20 protein-coding genes are annotated in these 16,565 nt (G+C 67.3%); 16 read left to right on the top strand and 4 right to left on the bottom strand.

Annotated elements, in window-relative coordinates; translation table 11 throughout:
• The first annotated feature begins 147 nt into the window (after nt 1-147).
• The 4 genes from LQZ87_RS10495 to LQZ87_RS10480 all read left to right on the top strand — a co-directional run bounded on the left by LQZ87_RS10495 (nt 148) and on the right by LQZ87_RS10480 (nt 3,061).
• Nucleotides 148-1,176: an aldo/keto reductase gene (locus LQZ87_RS10495; protein WP_230103410.1), complete on the top strand. Its 1,029-nt coding sequence runs from the start codon at nt 148-150 to the stop codon at nt 1,174-1,176.
• Between the two features lie 79 nt (nt 1,177-1,255).
• Complete coding sequence (locus LQZ87_RS10490; RefSeq protein ID WP_230103409.1) at nt 1,256-1,858, top strand: histidine phosphatase family protein; 603 nt, start codon at nt 1,256-1,258, stop codon at nt 1,856-1,858.
• Between the two features lie 19 nt (nt 1,859-1,877).
• Nucleotides 1,878-2,624, top strand: coding sequence for a 4-hydroxy-tetrahydrodipicolinate reductase (gene dapB / locus LQZ87_RS10485; protein ID WP_230103408.1), 747 nt, complete (start codon nt 1,878-1,880; stop codon nt 2,622-2,624).
• Nucleotides 2,624-3,061: a hypothetical protein gene (locus tag LQZ87_RS10480; RefSeq protein ID WP_230103407.1), complete on the top strand. Its 438-nt coding sequence runs from the start codon at nt 2,624-2,626 to the stop codon at nt 3,059-3,061. The genes dapB and LQZ87_RS10480 overlap by 1 nt, the downstream gene beginning before the upstream one ends.
• 25 nt (nt 3,062-3,086) lie before the next feature.
• Here the strand turns inward: LQZ87_RS10480 and LQZ87_RS10475 are convergent, their stop codons facing one another.
• From LQZ87_RS10475 to LQZ87_RS10465, 3 genes are all read right to left on the bottom strand, one after another.
• Entirely contained in the window at nt 3,087-3,512 is a 426-nt protein-coding gene (locus LQZ87_RS10475; protein ID WP_230103406.1) for an OsmC family peroxiredoxin, read from the bottom strand.
• 69 nt (nt 3,513-3,581) lie between these two features.
• On the bottom strand, nt 3,582-4,061 hold the full coding sequence (locus LQZ87_RS10470) for a DUF4395 domain-containing protein (RefSeq protein WP_230103405.1): 480 nt from the start codon (nt 4,059-4,061) through the stop codon (nt 3,582-3,584).
• Nucleotides 4,058-4,507: a thioredoxin family protein gene (locus LQZ87_RS10465; protein ID WP_230103404.1), complete on the bottom strand. Its 450-nt coding sequence runs from the start codon at nt 4,505-4,507 to the stop codon at nt 4,058-4,060. The genes LQZ87_RS10470 and LQZ87_RS10465 overlap by 4 nt, the downstream gene beginning before the upstream one ends.
• A 78-nt stretch (nt 4,508-4,585) precedes the next feature.
• Here LQZ87_RS10465 and LQZ87_RS10460 point away from each other — a divergent pair, with 78 nt between their 5' ends.
• The 3 genes from LQZ87_RS10460 to LQZ87_RS10450 are packed head-to-tail and all read left to right on the top strand — an operon-like array spanning nt 4,586 to nt 6,629.
• Complete coding sequence (locus LQZ87_RS10460; RefSeq protein ID WP_230103403.1) at nt 4,586-5,395, top strand: thymidylate synthase; 810 nt, start codon at nt 4,586-4,588, stop codon at nt 5,393-5,395.
• Complete coding sequence (locus LQZ87_RS10455; RefSeq protein ID WP_230103402.1) at nt 5,392-5,868, top strand: dihydrofolate reductase; 477 nt, start codon at nt 5,392-5,394, stop codon at nt 5,866-5,868. Before LQZ87_RS10460 ends, LQZ87_RS10455 begins: the two co-directional genes overlap by 4 nt.
• The gene (locus LQZ87_RS10450; protein WP_230103401.1) at nt 5,868-6,629 is read left to right on the top strand and encodes an SDR family NAD(P)-dependent oxidoreductase; all 762 of its coding nucleotides are present in this window, start codon (nt 5,868-5,870) and stop codon (nt 6,627-6,629) included. Before LQZ87_RS10455 ends, LQZ87_RS10450 begins: the two co-directional genes overlap by 1 nt.
• 16 nt (nt 6,630-6,645) lie before the next feature.
• On the opposite strand, the gene LQZ87_RS10445 is transcribed toward LQZ87_RS10450, so the two are convergent.
• On the bottom strand, nt 6,646-7,185 hold the full coding sequence (locus tag LQZ87_RS10445) for an NUDIX hydrolase (protein ID WP_230103400.1): 540 nt from the start codon (nt 7,183-7,185) through the stop codon (nt 6,646-6,648).
• A 55-nt stretch (nt 7,186-7,240) separates the two neighbouring features.
• On the opposite strand from LQZ87_RS10445, the gene dapA reads away from it, so the two are divergent.
• The 9 genes from dapA to LQZ87_RS10400 all read left to right on the top strand — a co-directional run bounded on the left by dapA (nt 7,241) and on the right by LQZ87_RS10400 (nt 16,561).
• Nucleotides 7,241-8,218 carry a 4-hydroxy-tetrahydrodipicolinate synthase gene (gene dapA, locus LQZ87_RS10440; RefSeq protein WP_230103399.1) on the top strand — a complete coding sequence of 326 codons (978 nt, stop codon included), beginning with the start codon at nt 7,241-7,243 and terminating at the stop codon, nt 8,216-8,218.
• Between the two features lie 78 nt (nt 8,219-8,296).
• Entirely contained in the window at nt 8,297-9,973 is a 1,677-nt protein-coding gene (locus LQZ87_RS10435; protein ID WP_230103398.1) for a ribonuclease J, read from the top strand.
• 86 nt (nt 9,974-10,059) lie between these two features.
• Nucleotides 10,060-12,807, top strand: coding sequence for a DNA translocase FtsK (locus LQZ87_RS10430; protein WP_230103397.1), 2,748 nt, complete (start codon nt 10,060-10,062; stop codon nt 12,805-12,807).
• Nucleotides 12,807-13,385 (top strand): CDP-diacylglycerol--glycerol-3-phosphate 3-phosphatidyltransferase, encoded by a 579-nt coding sequence (gene pgsA, locus LQZ87_RS10425; RefSeq protein WP_230103396.1) that lies wholly within the window; start codon nt 12,807-12,809, stop codon nt 13,383-13,385. The genes LQZ87_RS10430 and pgsA overlap by 1 nt, the downstream gene beginning before the upstream one ends.
• Entirely contained in the window at nt 13,382-13,864 is a 483-nt protein-coding gene (locus LQZ87_RS10420; protein ID WP_230103395.1) for a CinA family protein, read from the top strand. The genes pgsA and LQZ87_RS10420 overlap by 4 nt, the downstream gene beginning before the upstream one ends.
• Before the next feature lie 144 nt (nt 13,865-14,008).
• Nucleotides 14,009-14,317, top strand: coding sequence for a helix-turn-helix transcriptional regulator (locus LQZ87_RS10415; protein WP_194422266.1), 309 nt, complete (start codon nt 14,009-14,011; stop codon nt 14,315-14,317).
• Nucleotides 14,318-14,341: 24 nt separating this feature from the next.
• Complete coding sequence (locus LQZ87_RS10410) at nt 14,342-14,566, top strand: DUF3046 domain-containing protein (protein ID WP_230103394.1); 225 nt, start codon at nt 14,342-14,344, stop codon at nt 14,564-14,566.
• Nucleotides 14,567-14,807: 241 nt separating this feature from the next.
• Nucleotides 14,808-15,863 (top strand): recombinase RecA, encoded by a 1,056-nt coding sequence (recA, locus tag LQZ87_RS10405; protein WP_230103393.1) that lies wholly within the window; start codon nt 14,808-14,810, stop codon nt 15,861-15,863.
• Nucleotides 15,863-16,561 carry a regulatory protein RecX gene (locus LQZ87_RS10400; RefSeq protein ID WP_230103392.1) on the top strand — a complete coding sequence of 233 codons (699 nt, stop codon included), beginning with the start codon at nt 15,863-15,865 and terminating at the stop codon, nt 16,559-16,561. The genes recA and LQZ87_RS10400 overlap by 1 nt, the downstream gene beginning before the upstream one ends.
• The last annotated feature ends 4 nt before the right edge of the window (nt 16,562-16,565 follow it).

Raw genomic sequence — 16,565 nt, 5'->3', positions numbered from 1 at the left:
GCGGAATCCGGGCCGTTTCTCTGCCTGACGTGACCGAAACGTTATCGGAAGTTCCTCTCTCGTTAGCGCCAATGGACGGCGCCTTCGCCGTTCTCGCTTACCCTTTGAGTACGCACCCGCAGGGTGTGCACCTCGGGGGTGGTGAGGATGGGATTGTTCGGCGCAGGAACCGCTGATGCTCAGTCCGCACGTGCCCAGACCGGGGCACAGCACCCCTCAGCACCCATCCCGGTGGTCGGGCCGGGGGTGGGGGAGAGCATCCGGATCTCGCTCGGTGAGAGCGGCATTCAGATCTTCCCTCTCATGCTCGGGGCGGCGGAGTTCGGCTGGAACGTCGATCTCGAGACGAGCCACGCGATCCTCGACCGCTACGTGGAGTTCGGCGGCAACGCGATCCACACCGCTGACGGGTTCTCGGGCGGTCGCAGCGAGCACATCATCGGGCAGTGGCTGCGCTCACGCGGCCTGCGCGACCGCACCGTGCTCAGCGTGCGGATCGGCTCCCACGCCGACAACCCGGGGCTGGGGTCCACCAACCTCGTGCGCGCCGTGGAAGCATCCCTCACGCGGCTCGGTATCGAACGCATCGACGTGATCTATCTGGATGCCACGCTCGACCGCGACACGAACCTCGAAGACACTCTCGCCACAGTCGAGTGGCTCCGCGATGCCGGCAAGGTCGGCACGGTCGGGGCCTTCGGGCTCGCCCCGGAACGGCTGGTCGAGGCCCGGATCCTGGCATCGGCCGGGTACCCGCGCATCGAGGCGCTCGATGAGCCGTACAACCTCGTCCGTCGTGAGGCGTTCGAGGGCGACCTGCGGCTCGTCGCCGGGGCTCAGAGCCTCGCCGTGACGCCGTCGCATGCGCTCGAGCACGGGTTCCTCTCCGGACGGCATCGCAGCAAGGCGCACATGTCCCGGGGTGTGCGGGGCGAGCAGCTGCGTGGCCACCTGAATCGTCGAGGCATCCGGATCCTCCGCGCGCTCGACCAGGTCGCGGCCGAGGTGGAGGCGCCCGTCGCCGCGGTGTCCATCGCGTGGCTTCTCGCGCAGCGCAGTGTCGTGGCACCGATCGTGAACACGTTCGCCACCGACCATGTCGACGAGCTCATGCAGGGCGCGGGGATCGCATTGTCGCGTACCCAGGTCGCCGAGCTCACTCGCGCCGGCAACTGATCGACACGAGCCGAGGCTCTCCGAACTCCGGCTAAGGTGGAATCGCCTCTGTAAAGGCTGGCGACGAAGCGAGCGGGTTGTGACGCACTACATATATCTGGTCAGACATGGTGAACATCAGGATGCCGAGCACGGTGTCGACGACGGACCCCTCTCCCCGCGGGGGCAGCGTCAAGCCGAGCTGATCGCCGATCGGCTCTCTGGGCTCCCGCTGGACGCCGTCTGGCATTCGCCGCTGCTGCGGGCAACCGAGACCGCTCGCGCGATCGCAGAGCGACTCCCGTCCGTGACGCCCGAGCCCTCAGCGCTCCTGTTCGACTGCGTGCCGACCGGCATGACGGAGGACACCCCAGCGGTGTACGAGTCATTCTTCGGCTCGGTCACCGACGCCGAGATCGAGGCGGGCAGCGCTCAGATGGCGGATGCCGTCAACGAGTTCCTCGTGCGCAAGCAGGGCGACGTCCACGAAGTCCTCATCACGCACAACTTCGTCATCGCGTGGTTCGTCCGAGAGGTCCTCGGCGCGCCGGACTGGCGCTGGATGACTCTCAGCCAGGCGCATTGCGGGCTCACCGTGATCGGGCAGAAACACGGGCGCCCCTGGACCCTGGTCAACCACAACGAGTTGAGCCACCTCCCGATGGAGCTGCGCACCGGCCTGCCGGACGCCATGCCGGTCTGAGCGCAAATAGACTGGTCGCATGACCAAGCAGGTTGCACTCGTCGGCGGCTCAGGCAAGCTCGGCACGATCATCCATCAGGTGATCGGCGAGCTCGACGGCTTCGACGTTGCCCGGGTGCTGAACTCGTCGAGCGACCTCCGTGAGCTCGACGGTGCCGACCTCGTCGTCGACGCCTCGACTCCGCAGGTGAGCGTCGACGTCGTCCGTGCGGCCATCGAGCGCGGCATCAACGTTCTGGTCGGAACATCCGGATGGTCGGCCGAGCGCATCGCGTTGATGCGTCCTCTTGTCGAGTCGGCCGGCACCGGAGCCGTCTTCATCCCGAACTTCTCGCTCGGCTCCGTGCTCGGTTCAGCCCTGGCCGCCGCCGTTGCGCCCTTCTTCGCCTCCGCCGAGATCATCGAAGCGCACCGGGACACGAAGGTGGACTCCCCGAGCGGCACGGCCGTGCGCACGGCCGAGCTGATCGCCGCAGCTCGAGGAGAGCAGGGCCCCGTCAGCGCGCCGCACGCCGACCAGCGTGCCCGTGGCCAGCAGGTCGCGAGCGTGCCGGTGCACTCCCTTCGACGCCCAGGAGTGATCGCCAGGCAGGATGTGATCCTCTCCGGCCCCGGCGAGTCTCTGATCATCACGCACGACACTGTCGAGTCCGCTCAGGCGTATGCCCCCGGCATCCGCCTCGCTGTGCCGTACGCCGCAGAGGCCCGCGGCGTCGTGGTCGGCCTCGAGAACATGATCGACATCGGAATCCAGGCGCGCTCGTGATGGCTAGAGCCGGTGTCATCGTCGTCGGGCTGTGCCTGATCCTTTATTTCGTCCTCACCGGCCAGTGGTCGTATCTGTACCTGACCAGCGGCGAACCCATCGGCATCGCCATGGGCGTCGCGCTCATCGTGCTGCCGTTGATCGGAGCATGGGCCCTCGTCCGCGAGATCCAGTTCGGCATCAGCGCGGATCGGCTCGGCACGCGGCTGGATGCCGAAGGCGGGATGCCGGCAGCGGAGACGGAGCTGAGCCCGAGCGGGCGCCTGGCGAAGTCGGACGCCGAGCCGCTCGTCCAGCGCTACACGGCCGAGGCTGAGGCTTCTGCGGCCGACTGGCGAGCCCGTTACCGCCTCGGTGTGGTGCAGGATGCCGCGGGGCGCCGCAAGGACGCCCGCGCGAGCATCCGCGAGGCGATCAGGCTCGCGAAGGTCCGCTGAATCGGTCCCTGAGCCTGTCGAAGGGTCAGGCGAGTGTCGCCTCGAGGGTGATCTCGATGCCTGAGAGCGCCTGAGACACCGGGCACCCTGTCTTCGCGCCCTCGGCGATCTCCTGGAACTGCTCCGCCGTGAGCCCTGGCACCTTCGCATTCACGTTCAGGTGGCTGCCGGTGATTCCGGTTCCCGGCTTGAACGTCACCGACGCCGTGGTGTCGACGCGCTCCGGCGGAGTGCCGTTCTCGGACAGCGCGTGCGAGAGCGCCATGCAGAAGCACGATGCGTGCGCTGCGGCGATGAGCTCTTCCGGCGTGGTGGTCGTCTCGGAGCCCTCGCTGCGCGACTTCCAATCGATGGGGAAGGTGCCGAGGTTCGACGACGAGAATCGAACGGTTCCCGATCCCTCCGTGAGAGAACCGGTCCAGGTCGTGGCTGCTTCGCTGGTGACGGGCATGATTCCTCCAGGGGTCGTGGCTGGTGTTCGGCCAGCCTATCGACCACGCGACCTGCGGGGAACCGGCGCTCAGACCGCGGGAGCCCGGCGACCGACCACCCCGGCACGCTGCAGCAGCAGGTAGATCTGGCATCCGAGGCAGAACGAGAAGGCGGCGTTGAGGAAGGCAGCGATGAAGGCGGCGCCGGTTGCGATCGGGAGCGCCAACGGAACCCCGATCAGATGCAGGACGAGTCCGATGCCGACAACCGCGAGTCCGACGCCCTGTGCGAAGCGCGGCGGCCGGGGGTCTTCCAACTCTGCGGGAGCCGACAGCCGTGGCCGGACGAACCGGCGGAAGATCGCCCCCCAGGGCGCCGTGCGCGGCCACGCCGCGCCCCAGAGGAACAGCAGGGCGATGATGAGGAGCAGCACGAAACCGGGGCCGAGGGCCCTGGGCGCCTCCGACAGGCCGACGAGGTTCAGCACCAGGGCTGCGAGCAGCAGCACGGACGTGATCGTCGCGGCGAAGCGGGGGCCTCTCGGATCGATTCCAGCGGGACCGGTCATGACTGCTCCTGATTCTGAAGGGGGGCCGACGGAGCGCCGACAAGAGCGCTGACGGCCTCATCGATCGACCGTCGATCCGGAACGCCTCCCCAGCGGGACACGACTCTGCCGGATGCATCGATGAGGATCGTCGTCGGTGTCTGCAGGACGTGGTATCTCGTCGCGAGGTCGCTGCGCGTGGTGAGGTCCACCTCGAGGTGGGGGATGCTCCGATTTCCGGCGATCTCGCCGAGCAGGCGCCGTACCTGCGGGCACCGCGCGCACAGCTCGGTGCTGAACTGCACGAGCGCGGCCGATGCAGGAAGCCCGCCGGGCAGGTCGTCGGCACGGACCAGGACGCCGCCGCCGGTGCGCGTGCGTCCGTCCTGCGCGCGGAGCGCGATCCCGGCCACGGCGGTGAGCACCACGAGAGCGCCGGCGATCAGAAGCGCGGTCGTGACGGACATGCTCCGAGGATAGGGCGACCACGCGGACCAGGGCGCGGATATGACCGCTCATGACGGACGCCGGGTATCGTGTGAGGCATGAGCGAAGCCGTCCCCACGCCGTACGAAGATCTGCTCCGAGACGTGCTCGAGACCGGCACGCACAAGGACGATCGCACCGGAACCGGCACCACCAGTGTCTTCGGTCGTCAGATCCGGTTCGACCTGTCGCAGGGCTTCCCGCTCATCACCACCAAGCGCGTGCATTTCAAGTCGATCGCCTACGAGCTGCTCTGGTTCCTGCGCGGAGACTCGAACGTGTCCTGGCTGCAGGAGAACGGCGTCACGATCTGGGACGAGTGGGCCGATGCCGACGGCGAGCTCGGGCCGGTGTACGGCGTGCAGTGGCGTTCGTGGCCGACACCGGACGGCGGTCACATCGACCAGCTGTCCCAGGTCGTCGAGCAGATCGGCGCGACACCGGATTCCCGGCGCCTCATCGTCTCGGCGTGGAATCCCGCCGACATCCCCGACATGGCCCTCGCGCCCTGCCACGCGCTCTTCCAGTTCTACGTCGCGGACGGCAGACTCTCGTGCCAGCTGTACCAGCGGAGCGCGGACATGTTCCTCGGCGTGCCGTTCAACATCGCCAGCTACGCGCTGCTGACGATGATGATCGCCCAACAGGCAGGTCTCGAGCCCGGCGACCTCGTCTGGACCGGCGGCGACTGCCACGTGTACGACAACCACGTCGACCAGGTGCGGGAGCAGCTCTCGCGTGAGGCATATCCGTACCCGACGCTGCGGTTCGCGCGGAAGCCGGAGTCCATCTTCGACTACGCGTACGACGATCTCGTCATCGAGGACTACCAGCACCACCCCGCGATCCGTGCGGCGGTGGCCGTATGACCTGGGTCGGTCTGATCTGGGCCGAGGCCGCCGGCGGCGTCATCGGTGCAGAGGGCGGGATGCCGTGGCACGTCCCGGAGGATCTGGCGCACTTCAAGGACGTCACGATCACCGCCCCGGTCGTGATGGGGCGCAAAACGTGGGACTCGTTGCCCGAGCGCTTCCGCCCGCTGCCCGGCCGCGAGAACATCGTGATCACGCGCCAGCAGGACTGGGAGGCGAAAGGCGCCAGCCGCGCGGCGGATCTGCCCGCCGCCGTCCGCGGTCTCGACAAGGTGTGGATCATCGGCGGGGCCGAGATCTTCGCCCAGGTGATCGGCGACGCCGACCGACTGGAGGTCACCGAGCTCGATCTCGAGGTGGCCGGAGACGCCTATGCACCTTCGAAGGAGGGTTGGCGGCTCGTCGACGAGGGGGAGTGGCGAACGTCCCGCAGCGGCATCCGCTACCGGTTCCTGGGGTACGAGCGCTGATGCCCGTCGCGCTGATCACGGGTGCGAGCGCCGGCCTCGGCGCTGAGTTCGCACGCCAGCTCGCCGCACGCGGTGCCGATCTCGTCGTCGTCGCACGCTCGGCCGGCTCGCTCGAGGCGTTGGCAGCGGAACTCCGCGAAGCGAACGGCATCGCCGTCGAGGTCCTCGCCGCAGACCTGGTGACCGCGGAAGGGATGCAGAGCGTCGTGACCCGCGTCAGCGACACGGAGCATCCGATCGACGTCCTCGTGAACAACGCCGGATTCGGACTCCCGCTGCACTTCGCAGACAACGACATCGAAGACGAGGTGCGGCACCTTCGCATCCACGTCGAAGCGCCGATGCGGCTCATGCACGCCGCGCTCGGCGCGATGCGCGGTCGCGGCGGGCGGATCATCAACGTGGCATCCGTCGCCGGATTCATCTCCAGGTCGACCTATTCGGCGTGCAAGCAGTGGCTGATCGGCTTCAGCCGATGGGCGAACGCGGAGTACTCCCGTGACGGCGTGACGGTGACCGCGGTGTGTCCAGGATTCACGCACACGACCTTCCATGAGCGGATGGGCCTCGCACCGGGTCACGAGGGGATCCCCGCAATCGGGTGGCTGAACGCGCCTGATGTCGTCCGTGAAGGGCTCAGAGATGCCGCACGCGGCAAGGCCGTGTCCGTCCCTTCGCTCCGCTACAAGGCGGTCGTGGCGCTGACGCGCGTGCTGCCGTCGGCGCTCACGGCAGGCGCCGCTCGCCGCGGGCGCGTCTGAACCGCGGGCTGCCCCGTTACACGAATCGTCCGAGATGGATGCCGGCGTATGCCAGCGCAGCCACGGTCTCACCGTCGGTGATGCGGCCGTCGGCCACCATGGCCAGCGCGTCTGAGAACGGCACCCATGACACCTCTTCGATGCCTTCGTCCTCGGCATCCTCCACGTCGGCGGCGGCGCCGCTCAGGCCGCGCGCGAGGAACACGTGCTCCGGCGCGACCGTGACTCCGTTCAAGGCGTTCATGGTGCCGATCGGCGTCCACTGCTCAGCCTGCAGGCCGGTCTCTTCGCGCAACTCTCGCTGCGCGGCGGTCAGCGGATCCTCGCCGTCGCTGCCGCCGGCAGGGACCTCGATGGATCGCCCCACCGTGTAGCGGTCGAGGGTGACGAGGCAGACCCGGTCGGTCTCATCCAGAGCCACGATGAACACGGCGGGGTTGCGCAGGGTCACGACGCCGTAGATGCCGTCGCCGGCAGGCCCGGTCACGGCGTCCTCTCGAACGGAGATCCACGGATTCTCGTACACGACGCGGGAATCCTCGGTCTGCCAGGTCATGAACGCGAGCCTATCCGGCGCGGTCAGGCAGGGCCGAAACCGATACGCTGGGAGCATGACGCACTCGGACAACCCCTTCGGTCAGGTCCTCGTCGCGCTCGTCACTCCGATGACGGCAGACGGCGAAGTCGATTGGGCCGCCACCGAGAAGCACATGGATGACGTGATCGGCGCCGGTGCGGACGGCATCGTCGTCACCGGCACGACGGGGGAGACATCGACCCTCACCGACCCGGAGAAGCTCAAGCTCGTCGAGGTGGGCCGATCGGTGTCCGCCGGACGCGCGAAGATCATCACGGGCGGTGGATCGAACGAGACGGCGCACGCCATCGAGCTGTACAAAGCCAGCGAGAAGGCCGGCGCCGACGGCATCATGATCGTCACGCCTTACTACAACAAGCCCACGCAGGCCGGCATCCTCACGCACTTCCGACTCGTCGCCGATGCCACCGATCTGCCGGTCATCCTCTACGACATCCCAGGCCGAACGGGCGTCCCGATCAAGTACGAGACGATCCTGCGCCTGGCCAAGCATCCCAACATCCTCGCCGTGAAGGACGCCAAGGGCGACTTCAGCGAGGTCAGCCGAGTGCTGAACCAGACCGACCTGATGTACTTCTCCGGCGACGACGCCAATGTGCTCCCGCACCTGGCGATCGGCGCGTCCGGTCTCATCGGCGTGACCGCGAACATCACCGCGGCGCCGTATCGCACGATCATGGATGCCGTGAACCGCGGCGACCTCGCAACCGCGACGGCCGAGCACAAGCGCCTGGAGCCGCTGGTGCGGGCCACGATGACCCACGTGCCCGGCACTGTTTCGGCGAAGTACATCCTGCACGGCCTCGGCCGCATCTCCAGCCCCCGCGTCCGCCTGCCCCTGGTGGGGCCGGAGGAGTGGGAGGCCGCTCTCATCGAGGACGAGCTGGCTCTCGTCAAGGATGTGACCGGCGCTGATTTCTCGAACTTCCGCCCCGACCGCAATGCGGCCGCCGGCGGCGCGCTTCCGAAGGTGCACGGCACCACCCGCTGACACATACGTGAAGGCGACGGGCGCAGAAGGCGCCCACAGCAACACGAGCACCGCAGGTGCTCGACTGAGGAGACATGAATGTCCATTCCCATCGCCGCCCCTGAACAGCTCGCGGAGGGAACGCTCCGCATCATCCCGCTCGGCGGGCTCGGCGAGGTCGGCCGCAACATGACGACCTTCGAGTTCGACGGCAAGATCCTCATCGTGGACTGCGGAGTGCTGTTCCCCGAGGATCACCAGCCAGGTGTCGACCTGATCCTGCCGGACTTCGAGCCGATCAAGGACCGCCTCGACGACATCGTCGGCGTCGTGCTCACGCACGGTCACGAGGACCACATCGGCGCGGTCCCGTACCTGCTCCGCCTGAAGAGCGACATCCCGCTGATCGGCTCGGGTCTGACGCTGGCTCTCGTCGAGGCGAAGCTCAAGGAGCATCGGATCAAGCCCTTCACCCTCACGGTGAAGGAGGGGCAGCACGAGAAGGTCGGACCGTTCGACCTCGAGTTCGTCGCGGTGAACCACTCGATTCCGGACGCCCTCGCCGTCGCGATCCGCACTCCGGCCGGCCTCGTCCTCGCAACAGGCGACTTCAAGATGGACCAGCTGCCGCTGGACGGTCGCATCACCGACCTGCGCGCCTTCTCGCGTCTCGGTGAAGAGGGCGTCGACCTGTTCCTCGTCGACTCCACCAACGCCGATGTCCCTGGCTTCACGCCGACGGAGCGCTCGATCGGGCCGGTGCTCGATCAGGTGATCGCCAAGGCGCAGCGGCGAGTGATCGTCGCGAGCTTCTCGAGCCACGTTCATCGCGTGCAGCAGGTGCTCGACGCCGCTCACGCGAACGGCCGCCGCGTCGCACTGCTCGGCCGCAGCATGGTCCGCAACATGGGCATCGCCGCAGACCTCGGCTACCTGAAGGTGCCGGAGAACGTGCTCATCGACTACAAGAAGGCCAAGGACCTGCCAGACGACAAGATCGTCTACATGTCGACGGGATCCCAGGGCGAGCCGATGGCCGTGCTCAGTCGCATGGCGAACCTGGATCACGCGATCGAGCCGGGGGAGGGGGACACCGTCATCCTCGCCTCGAGCCTCATCCCCGGCAACGAGAACGCGGTGTACCGCGTGATCGACGGCCTCACCAAGCTCGGTGCGAACGTCGTGCACAAGGCCAACGCCCGTGTGCACGTCTCCGGTCACGCCGCCGCCGGCGAGCTGATCTACTGCTATAACATCCTCAGGCCCAAGAACGTGCTCCCCGTGCACGGCGAGTACCGGCACCTGATGGCGAACGCCAAGCTCGCCCAGGAAACAGGCATCCCGGTCGAGAACACGTTCCTCGCGTCGAACGGCACGATCATCGACCTCAAGGACGGTGACGCGCGCGTCGCAGGTCAGTACGACATCGGCTTCGTGTACGTGGACGGCTCCACGGTCGGCGAGATCACGGACGCCGACCTCAAGGACCGCCGGATCCTGGGCGAGGAGGGCTTCGTCTCGATCATCGTCGTGGTGGATGCCGCCACCGGGCGCATCATCACGGGCCCTGAGATCCACGCCCGAGGGATCGCCGAGGACGATGCGGTGTTCGAGGACGTCGTGCCGAAGATCGTCGCAGCGCTCAAGGAGGCGTCCGGCAACGGCGTCCGCGACACGCACGCGCTCTCGCAGGTCGTCCGTCGCACGATCGGACGCTGGGTCAACCAGAAGCTGCGCCGTCGTCCGATGATCGTCCCTCTCGTCATCGAAGCCTGATCGTCACGGTTCGTTCGGGCTGCCGGATCGTCTGGAAAGCCGCGTCATTACGCGGCTGTGTCGGCACCCGAACGTAGTCTGTGGGTATGGCCAGGAGCACCACGAAGACCTCGCGCGCGTCGGAGAAGACTCAGGCGCGCGCCAAGGGGCAGACGGCTCCGACGAAGAAGATCCCGGCTGCTCCGAAGAAGTACATCGACGAGGACGACAAGCCCGCGCTCATCGTGCGCGCATGGATCGGACTCGCGCACGGCGTCGGCGGGCTGTTCCGGGCGTTCGGCCCCGAGGCTCTCGAGAAGGACCAGCGTCGTGACGGGTTCCCGTTCCTGCTGGTGATCCTGGCCTGCCTCGGCGCGGTCGACGAGTGGTTCTTCATCGGCAACGAGATCGCGCAGAACATCAGCGCGTACACCGTCGGCGGGCTGATCGGCCGCACCGCGTTCCTCATGCCGGTGATGCTGCTGATCCTCGCAGGGTGGCTGTTCCGGCATCCGTCTTCCGTCCACGACAACGGTCGCATCGGCATCGGCTTCGGCCTGTTCGTCATCTCGATCGCCGGCATCTGCCACGTGGCCGGCGGACAGCCGGAGCCCAAGCAGGGCATGCCGGCGCTCAGCGCCGCAGGAGGACTGTTCGGCTGGATGCTGGGCGAGCCGCTGTCGTATCTGACCGACATCGTCGCCTATATCGTTCTGGGGCTGCTGGCGCTGCTCAGCATCCTGATCATCACCAAGACTCCGCCGAACAAGATCGGCGCGCGTCTCGGCGATCTGTACGCCTGGATGTTCGGCGCCGAGCGCCCGGAGAGAGCGGAGAGCGGCAGCGCCGATGGCGATTCGGGTGACCTCGTCGAGATCGCCGAGGACGACTCCCTGCCGTGGTGGCGTCGTAACAAGAGCGGTCGCGAAGAGGACCCGGACGAGGGGATCGGCTCGCAGGATCTGACCGAGCTGCTCACGCCGACGGACGAGCCGTACGACAACAACGCCTACGACCAGGCCGTGATCCTGGCCGACGCTTCGGATGCCGCTACCGAAGTGCTCACCGACGTCGAGGGCGTCATGGCTGGCCTCGGCAAGCACGGCAGCACCGCGCTGCTCGACGACTCCGGTGACACCGGCGAACAGCCGGAGCTCCCAGGCCTCTCCGGTTTCGGCACAGAGGGCCCCGGCGACCGGGGTCTGCAGGCGCCCAGCACTCCGTACGTCCTCCCGTCGCCCGGCGTGCTGAGCGAGGGCCCCCCGTCCGTCGCACGCTCCGAGGCGAACGACAGGATCGTCGAGCAGATCACGAGCGTGCTGACCCAGTTCAAGGTCGACGCCAAGGTGACGGGCTTCTCGCGCGGCCCGACGGTGACGCAGTACGAGGTCGAGGTCGGCCACGGCGTCAAGGTCGAGAAGATCACTCAGCTCAGCAACAACATCGCCTATGCCGTGGCATCCAACGACGTGCGCATCCTCTCGCCGATCCCCGGCAAGAGCGCGATCGGCATCGAGATCCCGAACACCGACCGCGAGACCGTCGCCCTCGGCGACGTGATCCGCTCCGCAGCCGCGCAGAAGAGCGCTCATCCGCTCACAGTCGGCGTCGGCAAGGACGTCGGCGGCAACTTCGTCGTCGCGAACCTCGCCAAGATGCCGCACCTGCTGGTGGCAGGGTCCACGGGATCGGGTAAGTCGAGCTTCGTGAACTCGATGATCACGAGCCTGCTGATGCGCGCGCGCCCGGCTGACGTGCGCATGGTCCTGATCGACCCCAAGCGCGTGGAGCTCACCAGCTACGCGGGTGTGCCCCACCTGATCACGCCCATCATCACCAATCCGAAGAAGGCCGCAGAGGCTCTGCAGTGGGTGGTGAAGGAGATGGACATGCGGTACGACGACCTCGCGTCGTTCGGATTCCGTCACATCGATGACTTCAACAAGGCCGTCCGCGCCGGTGAGGTCGAGGTGCCGGTCGGCAGTGAACGCGTGCTCAAGCCGTACCCGTATCTGCTCGTCGTGGTCGACGAGCTCGCCGACCTCATGATGGTCGCCCCGCGCGACGTCGAGGACTCGATCGTGCGCATCACGCAGCTCGCCCGCGCGTCCGGTATCCACCTGGTCCTCGCGACGCAGCGTCCGAGCGTCGACGTCGTCACCGGTCTCATCAAGGCCAACGTGCCCTCCCGCCTGGCATTCGCCGTGACGAGCGTCACGGACAGCCGGGTCATCCTCGACGCGCCAGGTGCCGACAAGCTCATCGGCCAGGGCGATGCCCTGTTCTCGCCGATGGGATCGTCAAAGCCGTTCCGGCTGCAGGGCGCCTGGGTCGAGGAGAGCGAGATCGACGCCGTCGTCAAGCACGTGACGGCCCAGGCGCGACCCGAGTACCGCGCTGACGTTCAAGAGGCGATGGATCCGGCGAAGAAGAAGGAGGTCGACGAAGACATCGGCGACGACCTCGAGGTGCTGCTCGCCGCGGCCGAGCTCGTCGTGTCGTCGCAGTTCGGCTCGACGTCGATGCTGCAGCGCAAGCTCCGCGTCGGCTTCGCGAAGGCGGGCCGCCTGATGGACCTGCTCGAATCCCGCGAGATCGTCGGGCCGTCCGAGGGGTCGAAGGCGCGCGACGTGCTCGTGACCGCCGAGCAGCTGCCTGCGGTGATGGCGAAGCTCCGCGGGCAGGATGCCCCGGCTTCTGCCGCGCCCGCTGCCCCTGCTGCCGCTGCTGCGGCCCCGGCTGCCGAGTCCGTCGACTACGGGCGCGATCCGATCGAGGCGCAGTTCGACGGGAAGCCCGTAGTCGACGAGGACCAGGGCGATGAGGACGCCTGGGGTCTGACGGGTCGCGATTGATGGCCATCCCACGGCAGTTGCCGAACGCGATCACGATCGCCCGCATCCCGCTCGCCGTCGTCTTCTTCGTGCTTCTCCTGCTCGGCGGCACGTACGGGGCCGAGGACGTGGTCATCCGCTGGGTCGCCGGCGCCCTGTTCGTGCTGGCGATCTCGACCGACTGGGTCGACGGATACCTTGCGCGCAGGTACGACATCGTCAGCGACTTCGGCAAGCTCTGGGACCCGATCGCTGACAAGCTGCTCACCGGTGCCGGATTCGTCGGACTCGCCATCCTCGCGGAGTGGCCCTGGTGGGTCGTCATCGTCATCCTCATCCGCGAGTGGGGCATCACGGTGCACCGCTTCATCGTCGCCGGCAATCACATCGTGGCTGCGGCGTGGATGGGCAAGCTCAAGACCGCATTCCAGGGTGTCGCGCTCGGTTGGTGGCTCCTGCCGCTGCATCAGTGGATCGGCATGGACTGGTGGACCGGCATCGGCATCGTGCTGATGTACGCCACCCTCGTGCTCACCGTCGCAAGCGGCGTCGATTACGTCATCTCGCAGGTGCGCGGATCTCGCGCAGACCGAGCATGAGCGAGGCCGCACGGCTGATCGCGGCGCTGACCGCGCGTGGTTGGACGCTCGGAGTGGCCGAGTCCCTCAGCGGCGGAGCGCTCACGGCTGAGATCGTCTCCGTACCGGGCGCCTCCGCTACGCTGCTGGGCGGAGTGGTCGCCTACGCGACGCCGGTGAAGGCGTCTCTGCTGGGCGTGGATGCTGCCTTCCTGGACGAGTACGGACCTGTGCGCGCCGAAGTCGCCGCGCAGATGGCGATCGGCGTGCGGACAGCCGTTCAGGTGGATGGTCGCCCGGCGGACATGGGCATCTCGACCACCGGTATCGCCGGACCGGACTCGCCGGACGGACAGCCGGTCGGTACCGTCCACATCGCCGTTGCGACGTCTGACGGCGTGCGCACCGAGGAGTTCCGTTTCGCCGGCGATCGGGCAGCCATCCGTGCCGAGTCGGTTGGCGCAGCGATCGCAATGGCACTGGCGACGCTCGGGGAATAGCCGACCGGAGGTTCGCGTTCTCACACATGTGTCGTTCTCAACGAAACCACAGCGTGAAACGGTAGCGTTTTCAGCAGGGAGTCGCGTTAGACTGGCGATCCGCTCGGAGGAGACTCCGGTGACGCGAATGGAGAGGAGGTTCCGATGATTCTTGTACGGCAGGAAATCGGCGATGTGCTGAGGGACTTCCGCCTGCAGAAGGGTCGCACGCTTCGGCAGGTCGCGAGCAAGGCCTCGGTCGCGCTCGGATACCTCAGCGAAGTCGAACGCGGCCAGAAGGAAGCATCCAGCGAGATCCTCGCCTCCGTCGCAGAAGCGCTCGACGTTCCCATCTCCATGATCATGCGTGAAGTGGGCGACCGCATCTCGGTGCTCGAGGGCATCCAGGTCTTCCCCGATGTGGTTCCCGACGACCTCGTGGCGTCGGTTGAGCCCGAGCTGTCGCTGCACTGACGCGACGACGGATTCTGAGAGCGGATGCGACGAAGCGAGTTTCTTCGTGCGGTCGAAGATGAGTTCGGTGCGCGTGCCGTCGCGATCATGAACGACCTGGTGCTCGGCGCGGTGGGGAACCGGACCGCCGCTGAGGCCCTCGATGCCGGTGTTCCCCCGCGCGACATCTGGTTGGCGCTCTGTGCGGAGACCGACGTCCCCGCCGAGCGCCGCTACGGTGTCGGACGGCTGGAGCCGCGCCGCCGCTGAGCCGACGCGCGGCCGGATCGGCGTGTCGTCGAAGATGTGTTCGAAGTGCGCGTATCGTTCTGCACAAGTGGTTTGGACGTGCTGTCATCCACTGTTCGTGGAGTTTCCGACGCGATGTCGGAGGTGCCTCTTACGGTGATCACAGGCCGAAAAGCCATACGCCTTGTCGGAGAGTGCGCCCCAGCCGGGGCGGCCGCGACAGCCTACAGGCGGCACCACGCGAACACATGAGGAGCACGTCATGCCAACCACCGCAGACCGCGAGAAGTCTCTGGAATCAGCTCTCGCCCAGATCGATCGGCAGTTCGGAAAGGGCTCGGTCATGCGACTGGGCAGTGATGAGCGCGCGCCTGTCGCCGTCATCCCGACAGGCTCCATCGCCCTCGACGTCGCCCTCGGCGTCGGCGGTCTTCCGCGTGGACGAATCGTGGAGATCTACGGCCCTGAGTCGTCGGGTAAGACGACGCTGACCCTGCACGCGATCGCCAACGCACAGCGCGCCGGCGGTATCGCGGCCTTCATCGACGCCGAGCACGCGCTCGACCCCGAGTACGCCAAGAAGCTCGGTGTCGACATCGACGCGCTGCTGGTGTCTCAGCCGGACACGGGTGAGCAGGCGCTCGAGATCGCCGACATGCTGGTTCGATCCGGCGCCATCGACCTCATCGTCATCGACTCCGTCGCGGCCCTCGTGCCGCGCGCCGAGATCGAGGGCGAGATGGGCGACTCGCACGTGGGTCTGCAGGCGCGCCTCATGTCGCAGGCGCTGCGCAAGCTCACCGGTGGCCTGAACCAGACCAACACGACCATGATCTTCATCAACCAGTTGCGCGAGAAGATCGGCGTGTTCTTCGGCTCCCCCGAGACCACCGCCGGTGGAAAGGCGCTGAAGTTCTACGCGTCGGTCCGTATGGACATCCGTCGTATCGAGACCCTCAAGGACGGCACCGACGCGGTCGGAAACCGCACGCGCGTCAAGGTCGTCAAGAACAAGATGGCCCCGCCCTTCAAGCAGGCCGAGTTCGACATCCTCTACGGTGTCGGCATCTCACGCGAGGGCAGCCTGATCGATTTCGGCGTCGAGCACAGCATCGTGAAGAAGTCCGGCTCCTGGTACACCTACGACGGCGATCAGCTCGGACAGGGCAAGGAGAACGCCCGCAACTTCCTGATCGCGAACCCCGACATCGCGCTGACGATCGAGACGCAGATCAAGCAGAAGCTCGGCATCGGCGGTGCCGCGGCGGCCGAGGCCGCACCGGCTGCTGACGAGCTGGCTCAGCGTCGCCCGGCCTGATGACTCAGGATCACGATGACGGGGGCGTGGACCGCCTCGCCCCCGTCATTCCCCTCTTCGGCGACCGTGTCGTTCGGGCTTCCGCATTGCCTGCCACCGATGCGATCGAGGAGCCGACCCAGACCCCGGCGAAGCGCTCTGTCATTCATGAGCAGCATGCACCGGCTGTCTGGTCGGGGGAGCGCGTTCCCGACCAGACAGCGCAGAAGGCAGAAGAGGCACTGGTTCGCAAGCTTCGCGCGCGCTCGCTGTCGATCTCCGAGGCCAGAGGCGTGCTCCGGGGCCACGACCTCAGCGCCGCGGCCGTCGACGACATCATCGACCGGTTCTGCGAACGCGGGTACCTCGACGATGCGCTCCTGGCGGAGCATCTGGTGATCTCCGGTGTCGAGCGCAAGGGACAGGGGCGAGTGGCGCTATCCCGAGCCCTGGCGCAGCGCGGTATCGCACGCGATGTCATCGATACTGCGCTCGGCGACCTCCCGGATGATGACGCCGACCGGGCCCTCGAGTTCGCGCGGACGAAAGCGCGGTCCCTCTCCCGCCTCGACTTCGACACGGCACTGCGTCGACTCATGGGGCAGCTCGCCCGTCGCGGCTACGGAGGCTCGGTGGCGATGTCAGCCGCGCGCACGGCGTTGACCGAAGCATCACTGGGCGCTCGCCCCTCCGGAGTGCGATTCGTCGACTCGGATTGATCGT

This window comes from Microbacterium sp. Bi121 (genome assembly GCF_918698005.1).
GTDB lineage: Bacteria > Actinomycetota > Actinomycetes > Actinomycetales > Microbacteriaceae > Microbacterium.
This window is presented reverse-complemented; position numbering and strand designations above follow the sequence as displayed.